This window comes from Georhizobium sp. MAB10, from assembly GCF_045012825.1.
GTDB lineage: Bacteria > Pseudomonadota > Alphaproteobacteria > Rhizobiales > Rhizobiaceae > Georhizobium > Georhizobium profundi.
Window position 1 is genome coordinate 1,418,727 of sequence record NZ_CP118314.1, and the last position, 23,071, is coordinate 1,441,797.

Consider the following 23,071-nt stretch of genomic DNA (forward strand, 5'->3'; position numbering starts at 1 on the left):
AGTCCCCGCTCGGAACATGTTGAAAATTGATTTTTTTGTGATTTTATCTTTTCTATATTACGCTTTCGCTTTAGGTATTCAATTATTAGCAAAGTCTATTTTTCTATAGGACCAAGGTCCAAGTCGGTGGAGACCTTTGTCTCTTTATATATTCGACATCGGAGTATTCGCTTTCCTTGCCGATAGCCTTAGTTTGAATGCCTGTTCTCAAGGGGAACGGTGAAGAAAATTAGGGGCTTAGATTTCCTACGGCCCAAGGTCTGATGCAGGGGCACACGCGTCAGCCATAGGGCCGAAAGGAGCTTCCACAGGCGAGCGGGCGCCAGGGAACATGCAGGGATTCCGATTCAAGGCACTGACCCCGGACGGTCAGGTCGTCGAAGGCGTAGAACACGCCGTTTCGCGCACCCAGGCGCTCGTCGCGCTCGAGGCGCGCTCGCTGGTTCCCGTGCTCGTTCAGGATGCCGTTGCGGATATCTCGGCGCCGAAGAACGGCGGGGCGCATGTTGCCCGGCGCGAGATCACCGATGCCACAGAACAACTGGCTTTGCTGCTGCGCGCCGGTGTTGCGCTCGACCAGGCGCTTGCCCTTGTCGCGCAAGGGGCATCGCGCAGCTTCGCGCGGGTTCTCGATCAGATTGCCCGGTCCGTTTCGTCCGGTGCCGCGTTGTCGGAAGCGCTTGCACCCCATGCGGCACAATTCGGATCGACCTATCTTGGCGTCGTTCGCGCCGCCGAACGGTCCGGCGCGATGGAGGCATCGCTCGAAATGCTCGTCGTCGAAAGGCGGCGGGTCGAGCGCCTGCGCGAGCGGCTGTTTGCATCGCTTGCGTATCCGGCCTTCCTGGCGGTGGCGGCCGTCGCCGTGCTTGCCTTTGTGCTTCTCTACGTGATCCCGCAGTTCAAATCGGCGCTGTCGGATCTCGAGATCGCGGCCGGTGGCCAGGCGTCGCTGGTCTTTGCGCTGTCGGACTTCGCGATTGATCACCAGACAGCACTGCTCGTGAGCGCAATCCTTCTGCTGATCGGAGCCTTGGCCGTCATGCGCAGTGCGGCTGCGGCCGACCTGTTCTTCGACATGGCCGGTGCGCTGCCCGGTGCAAATCGCATCCTCGAATACGAGCGGACGGCGAGCCTGACGGCGATCCTCGGGCTTCTGATCGCGAGCGGTGCCGACCTGCCGTCTGCACTTCGCCATGGTGGCGACGTTCTGCGCCAATCGCGCCATCGCCGGGATCTGGCGGAGGTCGTGCGCACAGTGCGTGGCGGCATGCGGCTCAGTGCTGCGTTTTCGCGCAGTTCGATCATCGCGCCGGCGGCCGCACAGATGGTGAGGGTTGCGGAAGAAAGTGGCGAGCTTGCCGATACGTGCCTGCGGGTTTCGAGCGTGTATCAGGCGATGCTGGACAAGACGTTGGATCGGATGACGGCGGTTGCCGCACCGGTGCTGCTCCTGCTCGTCAGCGGGCTCATTGCCTGGATGATCGTCGCCGTCGTCGGCGCGCTCCTCAGCGTCAACGAGATCGTGCTATGATAAACTGGAAGCACCCCACCGCTAACGATCTTTACCTGGGCGCCCAGCGCCGCAACCGGCGCGGCGAGGAAGGCTTCACGCTCGTCGAACTCCTGGTCGTGCTCGTCATCCTCAGCCTGATCTCTGGCCTCGTTGCGCCAAGAGTGCTGGGCTATCTGACCGATGCGCGCGCGCGCTCGAGCGCGCTTCAGATGACGGCGCTGACCGCAGCGCTCGATCTCTTCTATCTCGACACTGGACGCTACCCGTCGGATGCCGAAGGTCTTGGCGCACTCGTCAATGGCGACGGCATCGCCCGCTGGTCTGGTCCTTATATCCAGCAGGCTGCCATCCCGAGCGATCCCTGGGGCAACGCCTACGCCTACCGAGCAGAACCGGGCGGGCGGTACCGTATCATCTCGTTTGGGCCGGATGGCGTTGAGGGGGGAGGCGACGATGCCGACAGCCAGACGCCCTGATGACGCAACGGCCGGCTACGCTATTCTCGAAACGATGATCGCCATCGTCATCGTCTCCTTGGCCGCAGCACTCGTGGTACCACCGGCTCAGGCGCTCGTGGCATCGGCACGTCTCGAGCGCACGACAAGCGCCGTCGTCTCGCTGCTGCGGGCGGATCGCAATTCCGCCCTGCGCAGCGGCAAGCCGGTCGCGACGATCGCAGATACCGACGGGCTACTCATCCGGTCGGATGCAAACGGAATCGTCGTCCCCATACCGGATGGCGTGACCGTCAATATGCAGGCGCAACAGGGCGTCGTCTTCTATCCCGACGGGCGATCGTCCGGCGGAGTGTTTCGCCTGTCCCAGGCGCAGTCGCTCAACGTCATCTCGATCGATGCCGCCACCTCTGCCATCAGGCTTAGTGCTCCCAATGCCGGGAGCGGCCGATGAAGACCCCAGCACGCGACAGTGAGGCCGGTTTCACTCTTATCGACAGCCTCGTCGCCGTCGCCACGCTTTCGGCCATGACTGCGCTTCTGCCGCAAGCGATCGTGACGGCGCGGCAGATGTCGAGCGAGACGGCAAGCCTGGTGAGCGCGCGGCTCGTTGCCGACAGCGTGCTGGCCGATCTGGCGCGAAGCTCGCCCCATGCGGGCCAGCAAACCGGTGTCACCGATGGCCACAGCTGGCGCGTCGAGACGAAAATTCGCGAAGCCGGGCTGACTTCAAGATCGGAGGACGGCACGTCGCCTGCGCTCTTCACCACGCGCATCAGCATTCAGGTGAGCGGCAACCGAACCCTTGTGGTCGAGCGTCTTTCCTATGGGGCGGTCAAATGAGCGGCACCGTTTCCACAAGCAGGGAAGATGGCTTCGCGCTTCTGGAGGCGGTCGTCGTGCTGGCAATTACGGCAATGGTGTTCGTCGCGCTCGCGGTCTCGACCGGTCTCGTCGTGCGCAACGCGAAGGCCATGAGCGAGCGGACGAACCTCGCCGAAACGCTGATGGGTGGCCTGGAAGCGTGGCGGCACGATGTTGCCGCGGCCTTTATCCCGGGCGACGTCAGCAACGGACCGTCGATGACAGGCAGCGCTGATGCGATGACGTTCGTTACGGCACGCTTCGGCATCGACGGCATCCCGGCGCGCGTCACATATCGAGCGCAAAGTGCACGGGTCGACCGCACGGTCGCGAACTACACCTCCGTCGCAGCCGATCGAAGCCCAGCCGCAAGCGCCGAAGCGGTGCTTGATGGCCCCTGGCGCTTCCGCTTTGCCTATCGCGCCCGCCACGGCGAAGGTCGCTGGCTCGACAGCTGGACCCGCGCCAATGAATTGCCGGCGTTTGTCCGGCTGAGCGTGCTGACCGCGCAAGCGCCGCAAAGCATCATCGCGGAAGTCGTGGCACCCATTCGCGCCAACCGGACCACTGTGTGCCTCGATGCCTGCGTGGCCGTGCTCGACAGGACGGGCCGGCCATGATGCGCGCGCTGGGTATTTCCGATGCGAGGCGGCACGACGCCGGATATGTGACGATCTCGGTGCTGCTGGTCTGCTCGCTGCTCGCGACGATTGCAGCCGGTCTTCTCACAACACCGCGGCCGACCCTTGGCCGTTCGCTGATCGATCTGCAGATGATCGAGGTCGAAGCGCTGCTCGACAGCGGGCTCGACGTTGCCGCTTATCGGCTGTTCGGGGCAGAGGCCGGTGGCGACTTCTGGCAGCCCGGCACCGAAACGATCGCGCTTGAGAATGGCCGCGTAGTGGTCGAGACGTCATCGGAGACCAGCCGGGTCGATGTGAATTGGGCTGATGCGGATTTCTTGGCGAACCTCTATTCCGAGGTCGGCGCCACCTCCATGCCTGCGGCGAGCTTTGCCGACCGGGTGCTGGCGCTGCGTTCAGCCGGTGATCCGCAAGGGCAAGCTTCCGGAGCCTTGACGACGATCGGCGATCTCGCCGCAATGGAAGGTCTTGCGCCGGGCGATCTTGCGCGTCTTGCACCCTATCTCACCGTGTTTGGCGGCATGGGGCAGGTCGATCCGTGGAGCGCCGACAGGCTGGTGCTTCGCGCCGTGCCGGAAATCTCGCTGCGGGAGGTCGAGCGAATTCTCTCGGCGCGCCAGGCGCGAAGCACGACAGCCGATGAGACAATTATCGAGATTGCCCGCGATCATGCCGATTATCTCTCCACGCAGACGCCGCAACGGTTTCGGGTGACCATTGATGCCTGGGCCGGAAACGGGCTGGCAGGACGGGCCGAGGCCGTCATCGAGGATGGGACCGACCAGGATCCTTTCACCGTTCTCGCATGGGCGCGGCGCCCAATTGCCGATACGGGACGGGGAGGACGCTAATGCGCGCGCTCTTTTTGCCCTTCCACCGCATCTGGAACCTGCTGGTCGACGAGACCGCCGGACTGATCGCGCCGATGCACGAGCGTCGTTCGCAAAGCCGTCACGTGCTCACACAGACCGCCGGTGGTTTCGTTCTGCAGAAGCGGCGCGGCCGCAAGCTGGTGACCGTGGCCGAAGGGTCTCTGGACAGTATCGGCTCCGATCTCAAACGAACCGCCAACCAACCGGCGCTTGATGTTGATGTCCGCCTCGGCGATCGCATGGTGATGCGGCGTGTGGTGCAATTGCCGCCGACGCCCGCCGAGCACATCCCCGCGGTGGTCAGGTTGCAGATCGAGAAGCTCAGTCCTTGGAACAGCGGCAGCGCGCTGCATGCCTTCCGCATCCAGCGAGACGGCACGCAGGCGCCAGGCGCGCTGATGGTGCGGATCGCCATCATGGCACGCAAGTTCTGGGAGCGGATGGAAAAGGATCTGAACGCAGCCGGTGTTCGCGCGGTGACACTCGGGCCGATTTCCGAAAGCCTGACGGACGGACCGGCGCTCGATCTGCTGGCCGATCCGCAGGCGCGCCACGCGAAAGCGCGGCGCAGCGCTTCCGCAATCATTCTGCTCCTGGTTGCCGGAGCGTTGGCTGGCAGCACCGTCGCGTATCGGCAGGTCGCCGCTTCGCAGAGTGCACTGGCGGCCAGAGCGGCGCAGGCGGCCGAGCTTCGCGCAGAGCTTGAAACGCGGCTGGCGAGCAACGCGCCCGGTGAAGGTGCGCAACTGTTGCTGCAGGCAAAGTTGGCGGACGAACCGCTGGTGATGTTGCTCAACGCCTTGAGCGCGATATTGCCGGACGGTACCTATCTGACGGCATTCGAGGCGTCCGGAGCGGAAATCCGTCTTTCCGGTTATTCGGATGACGCGGGTGCTTTGATCCCGTTGCTCGAAAGCGATCCAAATCTCGATCAGGTCCGCTTTGCCTCGTCGGTCTTCGTCGATCGCGACACGGGGGCGGAACGTTTCGAGGTCGTCGCTGTCCGGGCGGGAGACGCGTCATGAGCCGCGCGCGCGCTGTCACGATTGCCTGCCTGGCGCTGCTGGCGACAGCGCCTGTCGCTGCATTTTTCTGGGCTCAGGACCGACTTTCCGATCTGCGACAAGAGATGTCCATCGTCGACAATACCATCGCCCAGCTGCAGCAGCGGCTGCAATCGAGTGCCAGGGGCGACGACCGCTCTGGCGAGGGGATGCTTGTCGATTTCTATTTGGATGGGGCGACCGAGGCCGTCGCTGCGGCTGGCCTCCAGGCCCAGTTGGCGACGCTTGCGCGTGATGCCGGGATCAACATCGATGAATTCGAGGTCATGCGCGCCCTGGATGCGGAGACCCAGGCTGAGGCTGAGCCGGGCATTAGGCTTCGGTTGGCGTTCAAGGCCGAGAACGATGCTTTCCAGGAAATGCTCTACGCGATCGAACAGGGTCGGCCGGCAATGCGTGTCCAATCACTGCGGCTGGCAACATTCGATGCCGATGAGGCGCCGATCCTCAATGCCGATCTGGTCGTGAAAGCCTATCGGAGGCTGGAGCCATGACGCGCCGCATTCTTCGCCCAGTCATCGCCCTGATTTGCTCTGTCATGGTCTGGACGGCTGCGATGGCCGATGGCGCGGGGGAAACGGCTGTTGGAGCACCATTCTTTCCGCAGATGTCGCTTGAGGCGATGACGGCCATGCGGGAGCGGCCGCTGTTTGCGCCGTCCCGGCAAACGCCCGCGCCACCACCACCTGCCATGGTTCAGCCGGTTGCCATTGCCGAACCCATGGCGCCACCGCCTGCGCCGCCATTGCCGGAGCCTGCCGTGCGGCTGGTCGGCGTCACGATCGGCGACCAAACAGGCTTCGCGATCATCGAGCATCAGCCGACGGGCGAGGTGCTGCGGATGGAGGATGGCGCCTTGCTCGATCGCTGGGTGCTGTCGGTCGTCGATGCGCGCACCATCGCCTTCGAGCATGAGGGGAGGCGCGCGGTCTATGCATTGTTCGAGCGATAGACGAAATCCGTCCCGCGCCTCAGATGGTTGCCTTCAGCAGCTCGTCCACGCTTGTCTGGCCGGCGCACACCTTGGCGAATCCGTCCTGCAGCATGGTGGTCATGCCGCTCAAGACGGCCGCGGCTTCGATGTCGCCGGCAGCGCGTCCCGATCGGATCATGTCGCGCAAGGGTTCGTCCACGCTGAGAACCTCGAAGATGCCAATCCGTCCGCGGTAACCGGCCTGCGCGCACTGGCTGCAGCCTTCAGCGCGGTAGATGACTGCGTCGGCCTTCATCGTCAGACGACCGCTATCGACAAAGGGCTTGAGAGCATTCCCGGCGTTCTCGTCGACCGTCCGGCAATGCGGGCAGAGTTGCCGAACGAGGCGCTGGCCGACGACGCATCGCAGCGTCGCATTGATCAGGAACGGCTCGATGCCGAGGTCCACCAGTCGCGTCACGGCATCGGCGGCGCTGTTGGTGTGCAGCGTCGTCAAGAGCAGATGGCCGGTCAGCGCGGCCTGGATGCCCACGGCTGCCGTCTCTCCGTCGCGCATTTCGCCCACCATCAGGATATCGGGGTCGTGGCGCAGGAAAGCTCGCAGCGCGGTGGCAAAATCGAGTGCGATTCCCGGCCGGACCTGAGTCTGGCTGATGCCGGGGATCTGGTACTCGATCGGATCTTCGACCGTCATGATCTTGCGGTCGGGTCGGTTCAGCGCGGAGAGCGCCGCCGTCAGGGTCGTCGTCTTGCCGCTCCCGGTCGGGCCCGTCACCACGATCATGCCATGCGGTTGCTCGAGATGCGCGCTGAAGCGTGCAAGGTCGTCGGGCGCCATGCCGAGGCGGGCGAGATCGAGGGCGTGGGCTCCGCGCGCCAGAAGTCGCATGACGAGGTTTTCGCCGTGAAGGGCAGGGGCAGTCGCCACGCGAATGTCGGTCTCCAGCGTACCGATGCGCATGCGGGCTCGCCCGTCCTGCGGCAGGCGGCGTTCGGCGATGTTGAGGCCCGACAGGATCTTCACGCGCGAAATAATGCCGCGCGCGGTTTCCTCCGAGACGCGCTCGTGCAGACGCAATACACCGTCGACGCGCAAGCGGATGCGTGCGCCGGACTGCTCCATCTCGACATGGATGTCGGTGGCACCCGCGATCAGAGCCGCTTCCACGAGCCCGTCGACCGCGGTGACGATCGGCGCATCGCTTGCGAGGTCTTGCAGCCGCTCGATCTCGCCTTCGCCGATGGGCGACGGACGTTCAACGGCTGCGGCTGTTCCAGCGTGGCGGCGCTCGGACGTCGCCTCATCGAAACGGGCAGCCAGCGCATCGAAGGACGCGACAACCAACGGCACATCTTCGCCCATGGCGAGCTGAAGGACTGCGATGTCGTCGGTGCGGGTCGGGTCGGCGGTCGCAATGGCGACGGTGCCGTTCAACCGGCAGGGAAAGAGCCAGTTGCCGCGCAGGAAGCGGATCGACAGGCCTTCCAGCAATTCGGGATCATGGGCGATCGACTGGTCATCGGCACGCTGCAGGCCGTGGAAGGCAGCGATGGCATCTGCAAGGCGCGGCGCGGGTATCAAGGCCGCGTCGTGCAGATCGCCGTAAGACGTGCGTCCAGCCTGGCGAAGGTTTCCCAGAATAGGCTCGTTGCCGGACAGGTATCCGTTGTTTTGCAGGAACGCGATAAAGGGCATCGGATCCCTGATTTGAGCATCTGTAACGAAAGCATCCATGTGGGTTTTCTAACGCCTTGCCGAGGGAAGCTGCATCGAGCCCATGGCTTATTGCAGGCTTTGACAATACCATTACGGCACTCGCCTTACGAATCAGTTTTCGGAAAAGTCGAGAACGCGTTTTCTGTTCGGGGACGGTCAACGCTCGGGGTGCTTGCTTCGGCAATACATGCGCGGCGCGGCCGGTGGTGGGCCAGGAGGGACGGCGTTGCCTAACAAGCGTAGTATCGGCGCTGTGGCCGCCTTCCTGCTCATGGTGCCCATCGTTGGCGGCTGCGCCAATTCCGAAGGCGGTGCCAATGCGGAGCGGCCTTCGGTTCTCAGTCAGGTTTTCCGGCCGGATTTTTCTGCACGGTCTCCGCGCAGCGGCAGCAACAATGGTGTCAGCGGCTCGCAGGGCAATCAGGAGATCGCGGCTTCCCGCATTTTCGGCAAAAGCAATCCTGGCATCGATGGCACGGTGACCGGCCAGACGCCGACATCAACCAATGGCGGCGTACAACTCAATTTCGAAGATGCCGACCTGCGGGAATTCATCGACACGGTTCTCGGCCAGACCTTGCAATTGAATTACACGGTCGACCCCAGCGTTTCCGGAACCGTGACCTTGTCGACGGCGCGGCCGATCGGTCGCGACAGCCTGCTTGAGCTGCTGGAAGCCGTGCTGCGCGTCAACGGAGCGGAACTCACACGCAGTGGCGAAACCTACCAGGTGATCGAGGCGACATCTGCGACGGCCTCGCGCGTCGATTACGCTAGGGCGGGCGCCGGCTATGGGCTCAGCATCATTCCCTTGCAATTCATCTCACCGCAGACGCTCAGCCAGTTGATCAACGGCTTTGGCGCGCGGCCCGGCTCGCTGCGGGTCGAGACCACGCGCAACCTGTTGATCGTGCTCGGTAGTTCCGCTGACCGGCGGTCGGCGATCGAAACGGCAACCGCTTTCGACGTCGACTGGATGCAGGACCAGTCCGTCGGCATTCTGACCATGCGTACGGCAAAACCGGAGGCCGTCATTCCCGAGCTTGAGCGCATCTTCGCTGCGCAGGGCGGCGGCAGCGGCTCAAGCGTCATCCAGTTCATGCCAATGCCGCGACTGCAAGCCGTCCTCGCCGTTTCTCAGAACCGGTCGCTGATCGAACGCGCGCAGACCTGGGTCGAGCGGCTCGACCGCGAGAACGCCGATCTGGATGAAAGCGTCCACGTGTATCGGCTGAAGTACCGCGAAGCTTCCGTCGTTGCCGAACTCCTCAATCAGCTTTTCCAGGGTCAAAGCGCGAGCCCCTCGGCCTCCTCGCTTGCGCCTGCAGAGGATTTGACGCTGGCTGCAAGCGAGCCTCTGACCCAGGGAGAGCAATTGATCGACGCGGCATTCGGCGATGACAATGCGGTCTCGGGTGCCTTCACGGTGGCCTCGCAGCCGGTGCAGATTTTCAATGCGCCGACGGCCAGTGGCGGCATCCCGCGCATTCAGCCCGATACGTCCAACAATTCGATCATCATCTATGGCGATCTGGATGCCCGCCAGAGGGCACTCTCGGCGCTTGGGCGCATCGACGTTCCGCAGTTGCAGGTGGCGATCAACATCACCATGGCCGAAGTCCGGCTGACGGATGAATTGCGCTACGGCGTCCAATATTTCGTCAAGAGCCAGAATGTTGGCCTTGGCACCGACAATGGTTCGATCGGGCTGTTCAACACGCTCGCCGACAACATCGCGCGCGAACTGCCGGGCTTCAATTTCGTGGTCGGCAGCGAGTCCAGTCCGGACATCATCATCAATGCGCTCGATGCGGTAACCGATGTGCAGGTGCTGTCATCACCGTCGCTGGTCGTCATGGAGAACGAGGAAGCGCGCTTCCAGGTGGGTGATCAGATCCCGATCGTCACGCGCACCGTCACGTCGGTCGAAGACGCGAATGCGCCGGTCAGCAACCAGGTCGAATATCGCGATACCGGCATCATCATGCGCGTCCGGCCCCGCATTTCCGAAGATGGCATCGTGACCATGCGGATCGAACAGGAGATCTCCGCGGTGTCCTCCAATGCAGGAACGCTGACGCCCGTCATCTCGAACCGCTCGATCTCGAGCAATGTCGCCGTGGTGGACGGACAGACCGTGCTCCTCGGCGGTCTGATCCGCGATCAGTCGGAAGCTGGCAAGGACGGGATTCCCGGTCTGCGACGCATGCGCGGCATCGGCAATCTTTTCGGCAGCACCAACCGATCCAACGAACGCACGGAGCTTCTGATCCTGATCCGCCCGTCGGTCATTCGCGATGGCAAGGATGCGCAGACGGTTGCGGAAGAGCTGCAGTCGCGCATGTGGGAACTGGGGCCGCGTTCCATCAAGCGCTGAACCAATGTCCATGATGTCGAGGGCGGAGCTGATCGGGATTGGTGCCGGTGCAGCTGGCTTGGCGCTGGTTTGCGTCTTGGCGGTACAAGGTGGCGTCGACCCGACATGGCCGTTCGCGCTGTGGCTCGGCGCTCTCTGCCTCGCGATTGCTGTCGAGGATGTGCGCCAACTGCGCGTCGCCGACAGCGCCAGTACGCTCCTGTTTGCCGGCGGTTGCGCCTGGCAGGTCTCGCAGGCGCATGGGGAAGTCTTCGAAACGCTCATGCTCGCGCTTTTGGCTTGCGCCATCTGCGGCGGAGCGTTGTTCATCGTGCGCGCGCTGCATGCGCGCATCACCGGGCGCATCGGACTCGGGCTCGGCGATGTCAAATTCTGTGGTGCCGCCGCCGCATGGACCGGCCTTTCTGGGTTTCCGTTCATGCTCTTGCTGGCCAGCCTCACGGCCTTGGTCGTTGTCGGTCTTCTGAGCGTGTCGCGCTTCGGGTGGGGCAGGCAGCGGCGATTGCCCTTTGCGTCCTTCCTTGCGCCGGCGCTGTTCATGGTCTGGCTTGCGAGCGTCCCTTTCACCGTTGCGTTTCCGGGTGGAGTGTTTCTGCACCGCTAGTTGCCGTGGGTTTCGGCCCTTGGTCGCTGATCTGGCTGACCTTCGTCCAGTTGTTCGAGGCGCTGCGCAATCGTAGACTTTTTGCAATTTGATCCGCTGCTGGAGTGCATCGACGATGCTTGGCGGGCCCATGGGACGCTTGTCACTTTCGCTTCGTTTTGCTTTGGCCGGTGCGGTCGTTCTGATCATAGGGACGATGATCATCGGGAGCTGGGTCGTTGCCCGCATCTCCAGTGGCGTCACCGCCAATGTCGCGATCTCGACCGCGCTGGTTGTCGACGGGTTAGTGACGCCCATCGCCCAGGAGCTGAAGGACAAAAACGTTCTCTCCATCGGCCCTGTGCGGGCGCTGGACGAGCTGCAGAAGAGTGCTCCGCTCGTCAATCGTGTGGTCGGCATGCGCATCTGGAAGCCCGATGGGCGTGTGGCCTACAGCAGCGATTTCGACATGATCGGCATGCACTTCACGCCATCCGACGAACTGCGGCGGGCGTTTGCTGGAGAGGTCGTGGCAAGCCGCGATTCACTTCATGACGACGAAAGCGCCCGTGTCGCCGCGCTCGGTGTGCCGCTTCTCGAAATCTACAGTCCCGTGCGCGACCGGTGGACCGGCGAGGTTCTGGCGGTGGCCGAGTTCTACGAGGATGCAACCAAGCTCGAGGCGATGCTGACGCAGGCGCGTCGGCAATCCTGGCTCGTGGTAATCGCCACAATGAGCGGCATGGGGCTTCTCCTGTTCGGCGTCGTGCATGGCGGCAATCGGCTGATCGAACGGCAGAAGACCGCGCTGCAAGACGAGATCGAACGCGTAGCCGCGATGTCGCACCAGAACGCCACGCTGAGGGAGCGGATCGAACGGGCTTACACGCTGTCGACCGAACTCAACGAGCGCTATCTGCGGCGCGTGAGTGCCGATCTGCACGACGGACCGGCGCAACTCGTCGGCCTCGCTTCGCTGAGGATCGGCAGCCTTCGCGACAGTGCCGACGAAATGCGGCGCCGCTCCGAAGCGGGGCTTGTACAGCAGGTGCTGGGTGAAGCGATGAGCGACATCCGCACGATCTGCCATGGATTGTCGCTGCCGCAGATCGAGAACCAGTCTCTGACGGAGCTGCTCTGGGATGCCGTTCGATCGCACGAACGTCGAACTGGCACGAAGGTGGAACTCAGCATCTGCAACGACGATCTCGACCTGCCGGTTCACCTGAAGATCTGTTGCTACCGCTTCGTGCAGGAGGGCTTGAACAATGCTTTCCGACACGCGGGCGGGAACGACCAGTCGGTGCTTTGCCACCTTGAGCACGGCGTGCTGCATCTTAGCGTGACGAACGGGCCCTATCGGCCGGATCACCTCAGGCCTCCCAACGAGCGCAAAAGCCTGGGACTGGAGGGGCTTCAAGGTCGGTTGGAAGCGTTGGGCGGCCGGTTCCATTTCGAGACATTTCCCCAGACCGGCAGCCGGCTGGAAATGTCCGTCCAGGTTGAAAGGATTGCGGCATGAACAGTGCCATACGGCTCGTGGTGGTCGACGATCATCCCCTTTATCGAGACGGCGTCGTGCGCACGCTGAGTGAGCATGACGGTCTGGAAGTGGTTGGCCAAGGCGGGTCGGCCGACGATGCGGTGCTTCTGTGCATGGCGCACAAGCCGGATGTCGCCTTGCTCGACGTGTCGATGCGCGGAGGCGGCATCGCTGCCGCCGGTCGGGTGATGGACGCCGTGCCCGACACAAAGGTGATGATGCTGACGGTCTCGGAACAGGACACGGACGTTATCAATGCCTTGGAACAGGGCGTCAAAGGCTATGTCCTGAAGGGCGTGGAAGGCAGCGAACTCGTCTCGATCATTCACCGGGTGGCATCCGGCGAATCCTACGTCGCGCCGTCGCTTGCGGCGGGACTGCTGGTTTCGATGAAGCTGACGATGAAGCGCAATGGCGAGGGCACGCGCGCCAGCATGCTGACGGAACGGGAGGAGGGCATTCTCCGGCTCGTCTCGCTCGGATGCTCCAACAAGGAGATCGGGCGCCATCTCGATCTGCAGGAAAAGACGGTCAAGCATTACATGACCGGCATTTTGCAGAAGCTGAACGTGCGCAACCGCGTGGAGGCCGCCGTCGTCGCCCGCGAGCAGCTCGGCATGCGCCCGGGCGACAGCGCGTAAGCGTCCTTCCGATCGCGCTTCCGGTCTGAAAATCTCGAACAAAAGAAAACCGGCAGCGGCCGAAGCCGCTGCCGGATCGCTGAACCCCTTGGGGGCGGGGGCTAGAAGGCGGAGTTCAGCCGATCGATGTCAGACTGTGTCGCCGCTCTCTCGACGACAGTCTGGTTGGTTGGATCCTTCAGTTCATAACGGCCGTTTTCGACTTCTTCTTTCCAGCCGTCGCTGTAGGTTACTTCAAGGGCAGTGCCCTCGCTTTCTGCTTTCGCGACCGAGCCGCGTTCGCGATCCGGCGAGAAGAATTCCGCCAGGTTGGACGGCCTGCTATCGCGGCCGTGTCTTCCGTGGTGATCGTCGTCGTCATCGTCGTGCCGGCCATGTCGCCTGTCGTCGTCGCGATCCCTGTCTCGGCCGCGATCGTCGGCCCGGTCACCACGATCGTGGTCGTCGCCGCCCCGATCATCGCCGCCACGGTCATCGCCACCACGGTCATCGCCGCCTCGGTCACCACCATGGTCATCGCCGCCACGGTCATCGCCTCCACCGCGGTCATCGCCTCCACGATCGCCACCGCCATGATCGCCACCGCCATCGCTGTCGCCGCCGCCGCGACCGGAGCTGTCGCCATCCTTTGCAAAGGACTGGCCGAACTTGAGCTCCAAACGCATCCCCCCATCGCTGTCCTTGACTAGGCCGCCGGTCAGCGCCATTCCGGCTGATACGACCGCCATCGCCAACAGTGTTCGATTGAGTTTTGCCAATGTCATCGAATGCTCCTTGGATATCCGCCACGTGTATTCGTAGTTGCTTTCATAATCGCCGAAAATCCGGCCCGGACCGATGCGCGAGGCTGCGGCCCCTGGGTCGGTCGCGGGTTCGGACCATGGGCTGAACTGTTTCAGACCTGCACATCAGGACATGGCGAAGCCGTGATGGGCTCAAACGCGCCCATTTCCGCCAAACTGCCTGTGGATGGGCGGTCTGATGGACCGGCAAAGGTCGCTTGCGGCCGGCTTTGCTTCTAATGTCCACTGTTTCTGCCATTGCGTCGGGTCTGAAACCGTCAGCCCGCTGAGGACATCTTGAGCCGCTTCCGATTTATCCACGCCGCCGATCTGCACCTTGGCAGTCCCTTTGACGGACTGGCGATCAAGGATCGCGTCATCGCAGAACGCTTTGCAGCGGCGACGCGCGACGCCTTCTCCGAGCTGGTTCGCCGTGCGATCGAGGAGGAGGTGGCGTTCTTCATCGTCGCGGGTGATGTCTATGACGGAGAATGGCGCGACAATTCGATCGGGCTTTTTTTCAATCGCGAAGTGGCGCGGCTCGACCGGGCAGGCATTCCTGTCTTTTTGCTGAAGGGCAATCACGATGCCGACAGTGTCGTGACGAAGAGCATCACGCTGCCCACTTCGGTCAGCCAATTCGACACCCGCAGGCCCTCCAGCTTCTCGTTGGACGGGCTGAAGGTCTCGCTTCACGGACAGGGCTTTGCCGAGCGGGCGGCAAGCGACAATCTCGCGCGGGCCTATCCGGCGCCTGTGCCCGGGCATTTCAACATCGGCGTGCTCCACACATCGCTCACCGGCAGGCCGCCGCATGCCAACTACGCCCCTTGCTCCGTCGATGATCTGAAGGCGCGCGGCTATGATTACTGGGCGCTCGGCCATGTGCACGACCATGAAATCGTCGCCAACGATCCGCCGATCGTCTTCCCCGGCAATCTCCAGGGCCGAAACATCCGCGAGAGCGGCGAGAAGGGCGCGGTCCTCGTCAGCGTCGAGGACGGCCGCGTTGCGTCGATCGACCGGCTCGTCGTGGATCAGGCCCGCTGGCAGCAGGTGCGTGTCGATGTCTCGCAAGCAGAGACCGTGCCGGCGCTGCTGCGACTTGTCGAAGATGCGCTCGCTTCGAGCTGTGACGACGTCGCCGGGCGGCTGACGGCGCTTCGTGTGACGCTCACCGGTGCCAGTGCGCTTCGCCCGCAGGTCTTGATGGGCCGGGCCGAACTGGTCGACGAGATCCAGGCAGCGTGCCATCGCATCGATCCGGACGTCTGGCTGGAGAAGCTCGATCTCCGGGTCGGCCCAATCGAACGCCCAGTCGCGGTGGATGAAGGCGATGCGCGCGTCGATCTGCAGCCGCTGCTCGCCGAGCTCGTTCACGATCCGGCGCTCGTCGATGCGGCGGAAGCCGCGTTGCGCGAAATCCTGGCGAAGCTGCCTGCCGCATCCGGGTCCGGAGACGCTCCGCTCGGTGCGAGCGTCGACGACCTTTTGGCCGAAGCGCGAGACGTGCTGCTTGCGCGTAGCGGGAGCGACTGACCGTGCGGCTGTTGCGCCTCCATCTGCTGCGTTACGGGGCCCTGACCGATCGGGCTCTCGAATTTCGGCCCGATGCTCGCCTCCATGTCGTCTATGGCCAGAACGAGGCCGGCAAAAGCTCGGCCCTATCGTCGCTTTCGGATCTGTTTTTCGGTTTTCCACACCATGCGCACTATGCCTTCCTGCACAATGCGCAGACGCTGAGGCTAGCGGCGACGATCAGGGCGCGCTCGGGCGATGAATTGTCCTTCCGGCGCCGCCGCGGGAAAAAGGATACGCTTCTCGCAGACGACGAGGCGGAGACGCCACTCAAGGACGACGCGCTTGCGCCTTTCCTCGGAGGTTTGTCCCGCCCGGTTTTCGAACGGGCCTTCGGGCTTGATTCCGATCGGTTGCGCCTGGGTTCGCGGGCGATGCTCGACGCCGACGGTGAGGCGGGCGACCTGCTTTTTGCAGCGTCCGCCGGAATTCTTGGCCTGCGTCAGGTCAAGACGGCGCTGGATGAGGAGGCGAACGCGCTTTTCACGCCAAGGGCTGCCGCCGGGAAGGCCTTCTACCAGGTGCTCGCCCGCCACGAGGAGGCGCGGCGCCTGGAACGCGACCACGAATTGCGTGCCGGCGATTGGAAATCCGTGAATGACGCCATCGACGATTTAACGGAGCGTCACGCGGCCAAGGTGGCCGAGCGGATAGAGCTTCGGCGGCGCGAGCAGGGTTTGGTTCGGCTGAACCAGTTGCGGCCGATCCTCGCCGAGATCGACCGCGAGAGGGAGCAACTGCGCGCTTTTGCGGATCTCGACCATGTCCCGGAAGGGCAGGGATCGGCGATTTCGGCGGCCCTTGCGACGCTGCGCCAAGCGAACGAACGGGTCGCGGCTGCGGAAAAGGCGCGGGAACGGGCGGAGGCCAAGCGTGCGGATATCGCGATCGACGTTGTCTATCTCGACCACGGGGATGCGATTGCCGAGTTGTTGTCGCAGTCGGCATCCCACCTCAAGGATCTCCGGGATCTGCCGCGGGTCACGGGCGAACGCGACGATTTCAGTCGCCTGCTGGAGGATCTTGCCCATCGTCTGGGGCTGGTGCGCAGCGATCTCGACCGACTTCAACCGACCGATATGGCAATCGCTGGCCTTGCCGAACGTGCCGCGGCCGCGCGGCAGGCGGCGGAGCGTGTTGCCCTGCTGGATGAGCGATTGGCGGCGGAAATGGTGCAGGCCAGCACGCTCGAAGCGCAGGCAACTGAGGTTGCCGCTATCGATCCGCGCCCCTGGCTCGACCGGCTGGAGGCTCTGCGCCCCGACATCGAGTTACTAGGCGATGTGGATAGCCGGACGGTCAAGCTCGAGACGGAGCGGCGCCGGATCGCGGAGGCGGTGAGCAGGCTCGTTCCGCCGGTCAAGGATCTCGATGCGCTGGCGAAGACCAGCCTGCCTGAAGAGACGACGCTTGCGGCTCAGCGCGATCGCATGCGCGATCTGCAGCAGGGCGCGCGCGTGTTGCAGGACCGTATCGATCGCGAGCGTGTCGAAATCGACGCGCTCGAAGCCGAGGCACGCGCCGAGGCGCATCGAGGCGTTACGGCAAGCCCGGCTGCGATCCATCAGGCGCGTTCGGATCGCGATGGTCTGTTCAGAGAGATCGCCGCTTCGTTGACGGGCGAGGCACCGCCGATCGAACCAGCCATCGCCGCAGTCTCGATCGGGCGCTATCGTTCTGCCGTAACGGCAGCCGACGCACTTGCCGACGCCGCACTGGAGCAATCGGACCGGCTGGCGGAGGCGGCGGCGAAGTCCCGCCGGCGGGAAGATCTGCTACGCAGCCACGCGGCCCTTCTGAAGGACCTCGAAACCGATGAGGCCGCGCAGGCGAAGGCGCAGGCCGAGTTCGCTCGTCCCTTCTCTTCACTCGGTCTGGCTGCTGGTTCACCGGATGAGATGATTGTCTGGAGCCGTGCGCTCGCTGCGCTCCTGGCTGCGCGACAGGCTCTTCTCGAAGAAGAAGACCGTTTGGCGAGCCTCAAACAGACCGCGCAGCAACTGCGCGAGCCGCTGGAGCTGATCGGCCGCGGCATTCGGCTTGAGGGAAGCGAGAGCCTCCCTTTGCGTGCACTTGATCGGGGTTTGCGCGAACGGCTGCGGCAACTGGGCGAAGCGTGGGATGCGAGCCGGGATCTGGCAGCGCGCAAACGGGACACGGCGCGCAGGGTTGAGGATCTTCGCGAACGGCGCGCCGCGTCAGATCGGTCAGCGCAGGAGGCGCTTGCCGCGCTCCAGGCAGAAACCGCACGTCTCGGGTTGTTCGAGCCGGTCACGCCGGCCGAAACCGAAGCTGCGCTTGCTCTGTGGAAGAAGGTGCCCGACCTGCGGCGCGAAGAGGACAACCGCGCGCGACGCGTCGCGGGCATCGAACGCGACATTCGCGGATTTCGCGAAAGCGTCGAAGCGCTCGTTTCGAAGCTGGATGCATCCATGTCGGGCTTTCCGCCGGCCGAGGCGATCCGCGTCTTTCACGACCGGGCCCAGGCGGCACGAACGGCCGACACGATGGATCGTCAGGCGCGACAGGATATCTCGGAGGCCGAGGAAGGGCTTTCGGAGGCGAATGCAGCGCGCGTCGATGCCGAGGAGCGTCTCGCTGCCCTGGTTGCCGGGTTTGGCCAAGCGCCGGATGCGGATGCTATTGCCGGCCGGCTCATCGAACGCGATGGCCTCCTGGTCAGCCTTTCGCGGTGCCGTAGCCGGCTCGGCGAAGTGGCTGCGGGAGAAGACGAGGCCTCGATCCGCGCGGCCATTCAGGAAGCAGATCGGGATGCCGCCTTGCCGGACCTTGCGCAGCTTTCGGAGGACATCCATCGGCTCGACGGTGAGGTCGACGAACTCTTCGCCCAGCTTGCCGCCGAAAAGGCGCGGCGCGAAGGAATGATGGGCGCCAAGGGAGCCGAACTCGCAGCCTTCGAGCGGAAGGCCGCCGAAGCCGAGCTCGTTCAAGTCGCGCGCCAATGGGCCGTGTTGAAATTCGGATCGCTGCTTCTCGGTGCGGCGATGGAACGGCAGCGGGCGGCGCAGAGCAACCCGATGCTGCAAAGGGCGGGCGCGTTATTCTCAGCCATCACCGAAGGCCGGTTCGATGGCCTTCGTCAGCAGTTCGACGAGAACGACCGGCCGACGGTCGTTGCTGTGCGGAGCAATGCCGATTTCGTCGGCGCTTCAGGAATGAGCGACGGGACACGCGACCAGCTTTATCTGGCGCTCAGGCTTTCCTATCTAGAGGATTATGCGGAGAGGAACGAACCGGCGCCTTTCATTGCGGACGATATCTTCCAGACCTTCGACGATGAGCGCACCCTTGCTGCACTGAAGGTCCTCGGGGAAACTTCCGAACAGATTCAACCAATCGTTTTCACGCATCACGGACGTGTCGTGGAACTTGCGAGGGCTGCTCTTGGTTCTGCGCTCGACGTCGTGGAACTTTAATGGCACCCCCCTTAATCTAAGGGGTTCGGCGAAGCGATGCTGGTCCTATGTTAATGTGAGGTGACTATAACCGGTCCAGATGAGGTGATCGCCGAGATCGCGGAAGTAGAAGCAATGCCGCCTGCTGAGCATGCCGTACTGACGGGCGCCCATTGGGGCCTGACCAGTGCAGAATTGATGAATGCCATGCCCGTTGCTGTGTACACCACAGACAGCGCAGGCTTCATCACGTCCTATAATGACGCTGCCGAGAAGCTTTGGGGCCGAGCTCCGACGTTGAACGAGACCCGCTGGTGCGTCTGGGACACCTTCTTCGACGATTTGGGCGTACCCATTCCAACCGAGCAGTGCCCGATCGCCAGGGCGCTGACGGAAAAGCAGGATATGGAGCCTGTGGAGCTTTGGGCGGTGCGCGCCGACGGCAGCCGCGTTGCCTTTCTTGCCCATCCGAAGCTTCTGCGCGGTATGGATGGAGAGGTCGAGGGCGCGATCAATACGCTCGTCGACATCACAACGCACAAATCGGCCCAGGCCGCCGAATCGCGGCTATCGGCTCTCGTTGCGTCATCGGCCGATGCGATCGTGAGTAAGGATTTGAACGGCGTCATCACCAGCTGGAATGATGGCGCGATGCAGCTTTTCGGCTACGCGCCGAGTGAGGCGATCGGTCGGTCGATCCGTATGCTGATCCCGCCGGACAGGGCCGGAGAGGAAGATCTGATCCTCGCGCGTATTCGTGCCGGTGAAAAGGTGGAGCACTTCGAGACCCGCAGACGCCACAAGGACGGGCGACTGATTGCCGTTTCGCTGACGATTTCGCCGATCCGTTCCCGGCATGGCCAGATCATCGGCGTTTCGAAGATCGCGCGCGATATCTCTGTCCAGCTTGAGCGTGAAGGCCGCATTCGCTCGCTGATGGGCGAAGTCAATCACCGCGTGAAGAACCAGTTCGCCGTCATCCTTTCGATGGTTCGAGAAACGCATCGGCGCAGCGGCGATGCCGGAGATTTCGAAAATCAGGTTCAGGATCGGATCCTGGCCTTATCGCGCTCGCACGATCTCTTGGTGCAGGGCGATTGGCGCGGCACGACGCTGAGTGAGCTGGTGCGGGCGCATGTGCTGCCGTTCGGTCTGGAGGAGAGAATCGAGCTGTCAGGACCGCGCATTCTGTTGCGGCCGATGGCCGTCCAATATCTCGGGATGGCGTTTCACGAGCTTGCCACGAATTCAGCGCGGTACGGTGTTCTCAAGCAGAATACGGGCAAAATCCTGATCAGTTGGTCGATGGCAGAGAGCGATAGCGGACTGCGCTTTCTGCTCGATTGGCAGGAAGAGTTTCAAGGCCGCTCGACCGAGCCAACGGAAAAGCGATCGGGGCTCGGCATGGCCGTTCTCGAACGCATTGCACCGTCGGCCGTGGGCGGGAAGGGCCTCATCGAGATCGATGCCGAGCAGGCTCGATGGTCACTGAATGCCCCGGCCCGCCAAGTCGAGGTCGCAGAAATCGACCTCGACGAGACGAGCCCATGGTCCAATCTCGGGGCTCAAAGGCTTTAAGATGTTTGTATTGTCGCGTTTCCGGATGGTGAACCGCTAGCCAGTTCACATGGAAACGCTAGCTTACAGGCGTCCCGCCATTGGGATGCAGCACCTGTCCCGTGATGTAAGACGCGTCTTCGCAGGCAAGGAACAGCAGCGACGGCGCCACTTCGTTTGGCTGACCGGGGCGTTTCAGCGGCGTGCTCTTGCCGAACTCCTCGACCTTGTCGGCAGGAAATGAAGCCGGGATGAGGGGCGTCCAGATCGGGCCCGGCGCAACGCCGTTCACGCGAATGCCTTTTTCCGCGAGATTGGCCGACAGTGCACGGATGAACGCTAACAGCGCACCTTTCGTGGAGGAGTAATCCAGAAGCACCGGCTGGCCTCGATAGGCGGTGATCGATGTGGTGCAGATGATCGACGAGCCTTCCTTTAAGTAGGGCAGCGCGTGTTTGGTGATGTGGAAGGCGCCGAACACATTGGTGCGGAACGTGCGCTCCATCTGTTCTTCGGAAATGTCGGTCAGTTCTTCCTGATAGTGCTGCTCGGCGGCATTGTTGACGACGATATCGATGCTGCCGAACTCCTCCACCGCTTGGGCAACGAATGCTTCGGCAACGCCGCTCAGCCCGATATCGCCCATCTTGGCGAAGCACTGCGCCCCTTCTTCCCGAACGAGCCGCATCGTCTCCTCGGCATCGGCCGTCTCTTCTTCATCTTTGTACAGAATGGCAACCTTTGCGCCCTCGCGCGCGAAGAGGATTGCCGTGGCGCGGCCGATGCCGGAATCGCCGCCAGTAATGATCGCGGATTTGCCGCTGAGCCGGCCGGAGCCCGGATAGCGTGGCATGAAATCGGGCTCGGGATGCATCGCTGCCTCCGAGCCCGGCTGGTGGTCCTGTTGCTGGCGTTCTGGTGCCTTGGTCATCGTCGAGATCGCTCCTTGGGGTTCATTCACCCAACAGCAGCGAGGCGATGAAGTTCCTATCAGCGCAGGCCGGCTTTGCGCTCAATGGCGGCACCGGTCCTCTTCGCGACCGTTTCGACCTTTTCTGCGACCGTGGGTCCACCTTGTGCGGACGCAGGAGCGAGCCCCTCGTCCTGCATCGACTCGCGGGCCGTCCGTAGCGTGTCCTTGACCGCATCGGCAACATCATGGCGGGCTTTGCGAGCGCGCTTCTTGACACCCTCAACCGCATCGTCGTGAAGTTCGCCAAGCAACTCGTCCTCGCGCCGTGTCGATGGCAGAGCCGCGCCGATCGCGATGCCGGCAAGGACTGCGCCAAGGCCGATGATCAGCGGGTCATTGTCGAATGTGCGGCCGATGGCGCTGTCGCGCCACGAGGACCGCTTCGATGTGACTGGCAGGTTTCTCGGATTGTTCATGGGTTGAATCCTTTTTGGCCGTGATCGTGATGACGATGCCGCTGGCCCGGCCGACGCTTTGTAGATCAGCCAGCCGATGCCAGCACCAACAGCGGCGAGCGCCAGCGGCTGACGCGAAAGTGTTTCTGGTAGCGTGTCGTCGCCAAGGCCAGTGCGCTTGGCAGCCTCGTCAACGATTTTACGGACGGAAAACTGGTCGCGCAAAGCGTCCAGCCTCAGGCTCAACTCGGTGCGTTTGAGTTCGACTTCCTGCGCGAGCTCGGCCGATGATCGCCGGATATCAGACATGGGTTACCTCAGGCGCGATCGTCGGTGCCGAGCACCGATGTGGAGCGAGCGGCATCCGTTTTGTGCTCGAAGCCGCTCATGCCCGTGCCAGCATTGTCTTCGGCGTAGAGGCTTTCGTCATCGTCGTAAGCCTCAAGCTCATCGTCTTCGTATTCATATTCCTCAGCCCGGTCGCTGCTCGCCTTCAAGAAGCGCGCGATGGTCAAACCTGCCAGCAGTCCACCGGCCACAAACAGGAGCGGGTGTCGGCGCCCGATATCGCGCAGATCGTCGGCCGCGTTGACGATCGAACGTTCCTGGATGGACCGAGAGAGATTATCGAGCCCATCGGCTGCTTCGCGGGCAAGCTTGCCGGTCAATGCTGCGCCTGCCGTATCCTCGCGCACGGATCCGCGAACGCGGTTGGCAATATCGTGCAGTCCTTCGGCGAGCGCATCCTTGCGCTGGTCCGCCTCGTCGATGGCCTTCAGCCGGACCTTTTCGCTGAAGGACGCCGCCTTCGATCGCGTGCGCGCGCCGGCGTCGGAAAGCTTCTCGCGCGCATCGTGCATCTCGGCGTCGAGCGCTTCACGAATGGGCGTATGCTTCTCCGATGGGTGATGGCTGGTGTCGATGTCGGTTGGGTGGGGATAGGTTGCCATTGGCTGATCCTTTCACGTGCGGTGGGCCGCGCCTTTGGGATCTGAACCGCTCCTGAAGAAAATTGTTCCTCGATTTCGACGCCGGAAAAATTCGGTCGTGGTGGAACTTCGCTCGGTGGCGCCGGTTTCACGTCCAGCGAACCGCGGCTGCGTCAGCCGGACGCGGCGGTATAGGACACAGGCTGGTTTTTCCGGCTTCCCACCTGGCCT

Annotated in this window: 21 protein-coding genes; 17 read left to right on the top strand and 4 right to left on the bottom strand. The window is 63.2% G+C overall.

The features are described from left to right. Nucleotides 1-331: 331 nt before the first annotated feature. From PU133_RS06435 to PU133_RS06475, 9 genes are read left to right on the top strand one after another with little or no spacing between them, the layout of a single operon-like run. Nucleotides 332-1,534, top strand: a complete 1,203-nt coding sequence (locus tag PU133_RS06435; RefSeq protein ID WP_404863959.1) for a type II secretion system F family protein — start codon at nucleotides 332-334, stop codon at nucleotides 1,532-1,534. After that, nucleotides 1,531-1,992 carry a type II secretion system major pseudopilin GspG gene (gspG, locus tag PU133_RS06440; protein WP_404863960.1) on the top strand — a complete coding sequence of 154 codons (462 nt, stop codon included), beginning with the start codon at nucleotides 1,531-1,533 and terminating at the stop codon, nucleotides 1,990-1,992. Before PU133_RS06435 ends, gspG begins: the two co-directional genes overlap by 4 nt. After that, on the top strand, nucleotides 1,970-2,425 hold the full coding sequence (locus PU133_RS06445; protein WP_404863961.1) for a Tfp pilus assembly protein FimT/FimU: 456 nt from the start codon (nucleotides 1,970-1,972) through the stop codon (nucleotides 2,423-2,425). Before gspG ends, PU133_RS06445 begins: the two co-directional genes overlap by 23 nt. Then, complete coding sequence (locus PU133_RS06450) at nucleotides 2,422-2,814, top strand: hypothetical protein (protein WP_404863962.1); 393 nt, start codon at nucleotides 2,422-2,424, stop codon at nucleotides 2,812-2,814. The genes PU133_RS06445 and PU133_RS06450 overlap by 4 nt, the downstream gene beginning before the upstream one ends. Further along, nucleotides 2,811-3,455 (top strand): hypothetical protein, encoded by a 645-nt coding sequence (locus PU133_RS06455; protein ID WP_404863963.1) that lies wholly within the window; start codon nucleotides 2,811-2,813, stop codon nucleotides 3,453-3,455. Before PU133_RS06450 ends, PU133_RS06455 begins: the two co-directional genes overlap by 4 nt. Beyond that, nucleotides 3,452-4,330, top strand: coding sequence for a hypothetical protein (locus tag PU133_RS06460; RefSeq protein ID WP_404863964.1), 879 nt, complete (start codon nucleotides 3,452-3,454; stop codon nucleotides 4,328-4,330). The genes PU133_RS06455 and PU133_RS06460 overlap by 4 nt, the downstream gene beginning before the upstream one ends. Next, nucleotides 4,330-5,376, top strand: coding sequence for a PilN domain-containing protein (locus PU133_RS06465; RefSeq protein WP_404863965.1), 1,047 nt, complete (start codon nucleotides 4,330-4,332; stop codon nucleotides 5,374-5,376). Before PU133_RS06460 ends, PU133_RS06465 begins: the two co-directional genes overlap by 1 nt. Continuing rightward, nucleotides 5,373-5,909 carry a type II secretion system protein GspM gene (gene gspM / locus PU133_RS06470; protein ID WP_404863966.1) on the top strand — a complete coding sequence of 179 codons (537 nt, stop codon included), beginning with the start codon at nucleotides 5,373-5,375 and terminating at the stop codon, nucleotides 5,907-5,909. Before PU133_RS06465 ends, gspM begins: the two co-directional genes overlap by 4 nt. Further along, nucleotides 5,906-6,367: a hypothetical protein gene (locus PU133_RS06475; RefSeq protein WP_404863967.1), complete on the top strand. Its 462-nt coding sequence runs from the start codon at nucleotides 5,906-5,908 to the stop codon at nucleotides 6,365-6,367. The genes gspM and PU133_RS06475 overlap by 4 nt, the downstream gene beginning before the upstream one ends. 19 nt (nucleotides 6,368-6,386) lie before the next feature. Here the strand turns inward: PU133_RS06475 and PU133_RS06480 are convergent, their stop codons facing one another. Next, complete coding sequence (locus PU133_RS06480) at nucleotides 6,387-8,045, bottom strand: GspE/PulE family protein (protein WP_404863968.1); 1,659 nt, start codon at nucleotides 8,043-8,045, stop codon at nucleotides 6,387-6,389. Between the two features lie 247 nt (nucleotides 8,046-8,292). Here PU133_RS06480 and gspD point away from each other — a divergent pair, with 247 nt between their 5' ends. The 8 genes from gspD to PU133_RS06520 all read left to right on the top strand — a co-directional run bounded on the left by gspD (nucleotide 8,293) and on the right by PU133_RS06520 (nucleotide 20,564). Continuing rightward, nucleotides 8,293-10,443: a type II secretion system secretin GspD gene (gene gspD, locus PU133_RS06485; RefSeq protein ID WP_404863969.1), complete on the top strand. Its 2,151-nt coding sequence runs from the start codon at nucleotides 8,293-8,295 to the stop codon at nucleotides 10,441-10,443. 4 nt (nucleotides 10,444-10,447) lie between these two features. Then, a complete protein-coding gene (locus tag PU133_RS06490; RefSeq protein WP_404863970.1) occupies nucleotides 10,448-11,047 on the top strand; it encodes a prepilin peptidase in 600 nt (199 codons plus the stop codon). 130 nt (nucleotides 11,048-11,177) lie between these two features. Then, nucleotides 11,178-12,548, top strand: a complete 1,371-nt coding sequence (locus PU133_RS06495; RefSeq protein ID WP_404863971.1) for a sensor histidine kinase — start codon at nucleotides 11,178-11,180, stop codon at nucleotides 12,546-12,548. After that, complete coding sequence (locus PU133_RS06500; protein ID WP_404863972.1) at nucleotides 12,545-13,210, top strand: response regulator; 666 nt, start codon at nucleotides 12,545-12,547, stop codon at nucleotides 13,208-13,210. Before PU133_RS06495 ends, PU133_RS06500 begins: the two co-directional genes overlap by 4 nt. A 341-nt stretch (nucleotides 13,211-13,551) precedes the next feature. Then, nucleotides 13,552-13,899 (top strand): hypothetical protein, encoded by a 348-nt coding sequence (locus PU133_RS06505; protein WP_404863973.1) that lies wholly within the window; start codon nucleotides 13,552-13,554, stop codon nucleotides 13,897-13,899. Nucleotides 13,900-14,289: 390 nt separating this feature from the next. Then, nucleotides 14,290-15,531, top strand: a complete 1,242-nt coding sequence (locus PU133_RS06510) for an exonuclease SbcCD subunit D (RefSeq protein ID WP_404863974.1) — start codon at nucleotides 14,290-14,292, stop codon at nucleotides 15,529-15,531. Nucleotides 15,532-15,533: 2 nt separating this feature from the next. Beyond that, nucleotides 15,534-19,007, top strand: coding sequence for an AAA family ATPase (locus PU133_RS06515; protein ID WP_404863975.1), 3,474 nt, complete (start codon nucleotides 15,534-15,536; stop codon nucleotides 19,005-19,007). Nucleotides 19,008-19,121: 114 nt separating this feature from the next. Then, on the top strand, nucleotides 19,122-20,564 hold the full coding sequence (locus PU133_RS06520) for a PAS domain S-box protein (RefSeq protein WP_404863976.1): 1,443 nt from the start codon (nucleotides 19,122-19,124) through the stop codon (nucleotides 20,562-20,564). A 58-nt stretch (nucleotides 20,565-20,622) separates the two neighbouring features. On the opposite strand, the gene PU133_RS06525 is transcribed toward PU133_RS06520, so the two are convergent. From PU133_RS06525 to PU133_RS06535, 3 genes are all read right to left on the bottom strand, one after another. Next, nucleotides 20,623-21,474, bottom strand: a complete 852-nt coding sequence (locus tag PU133_RS06525; RefSeq protein WP_245451462.1) for an SDR family oxidoreductase — start codon at nucleotides 21,472-21,474, stop codon at nucleotides 20,623-20,625. 59 nt (nucleotides 21,475-21,533) lie between these two features. Next, nucleotides 21,534-21,932: a hypothetical protein gene (locus tag PU133_RS06530; protein ID WP_404863977.1), complete on the bottom strand. Its 399-nt coding sequence runs from the start codon at nucleotides 21,930-21,932 to the stop codon at nucleotides 21,534-21,536. 296 nt (nucleotides 21,933-22,228) lie between these two features. After that, entirely contained in the window at nucleotides 22,229-22,861 is a 633-nt protein-coding gene (locus tag PU133_RS06535) for a hypothetical protein (RefSeq protein WP_404863978.1), read from the bottom strand. Nucleotides 22,862-23,071: the final 210 nt, after the last annotated feature.

Bases quoted from the DNA above. Each gene is read 5' to 3' on its own strand.
- PU133_RS06450 (WP_404863962.1), top strand. From the start codon at position 2,422: ATGAAGACCCCAGCACGCGACAGTGAGGCCGGTTTCACTCTTATCGAC.
- PU133_RS06530 (WP_404863977.1), bottom strand. From the start codon at position 21,932: ATGAACAATCCGAGAAACCTGCCAGTCACATCGAAGCGGTCCTCGTGG.
- PU133_RS06500 (WP_404863972.1), top strand. From the start codon at position 12,545: ATGAACAGTGCCATACGGCTCGTGGTGGTCGACGATCATCCCCTTTAT.
- PU133_RS06490 (WP_404863970.1), top strand. From the start codon at position 10,448: ATGTCCATGATGTCGAGGGCGGAGCTGATCGGGATTGGTGCCGGTGCA.
- PU133_RS06535 (WP_404863978.1), bottom strand. From the start codon at position 22,861: ATGGCAACCTATCCCCACCCAACCGACATCGACACCAGCCATCACCCA.
- PU133_RS06480 (WP_404863968.1), bottom strand. From the start codon at position 8,045: ATGCCCTTTATCGCGTTCCTGCAAAACAACGGATACCTGTCCGGCAAC.
- PU133_RS06475 (WP_404863967.1), top strand. From the start codon at position 5,906: ATGACGCGCCGCATTCTTCGCCCAGTCATCGCCCTGATTTGCTCTGTC.
- PU133_RS06525 (WP_245451462.1), bottom strand. From the start codon at position 21,474: ATGACCAAGGCACCAGAACGCCAGCAACAGGACCACCAGCCGGGCTCG.
- PU133_RS06455 (WP_404863963.1), top strand. From the start codon at position 2,811: ATGAGCGGCACCGTTTCCACAAGCAGGGAAGATGGCTTCGCGCTTCTG.
- PU133_RS06460 (WP_404863964.1), top strand. From the start codon at position 3,452: ATGATGCGCGCGCTGGGTATTTCCGATGCGAGGCGGCACGACGCCGGA.
- PU133_RS06445 (WP_404863961.1), top strand. From the start codon at position 1,970: ATGCCGACAGCCAGACGCCCTGATGACGCAACGGCCGGCTACGCTATT.
- gspM (WP_404863966.1), top strand. From the start codon at position 5,373: ATGAGCCGCGCGCGCGCTGTCACGATTGCCTGCCTGGCGCTGCTGGCG.
- PU133_RS06465 (WP_404863965.1), top strand. From the start codon at position 4,330: ATGCGCGCGCTCTTTTTGCCCTTCCACCGCATCTGGAACCTGCTGGTC.
- PU133_RS06495 (WP_404863971.1), top strand. From the start codon at position 11,178: ATGGGACGCTTGTCACTTTCGCTTCGTTTTGCTTTGGCCGGTGCGGTC.
- PU133_RS06435 (WP_404863959.1), top strand. From the start codon at position 332: ATGCAGGGATTCCGATTCAAGGCACTGACCCCGGACGGTCAGGTCGTC.
- gspG (WP_404863960.1), top strand. From the start codon at position 1,531: ATGATAAACTGGAAGCACCCCACCGCTAACGATCTTTACCTGGGCGCC.
- PU133_RS06520 (WP_404863976.1), top strand. From the start codon at position 19,122: ATGCCGCCTGCTGAGCATGCCGTACTGACGGGCGCCCATTGGGGCCTG.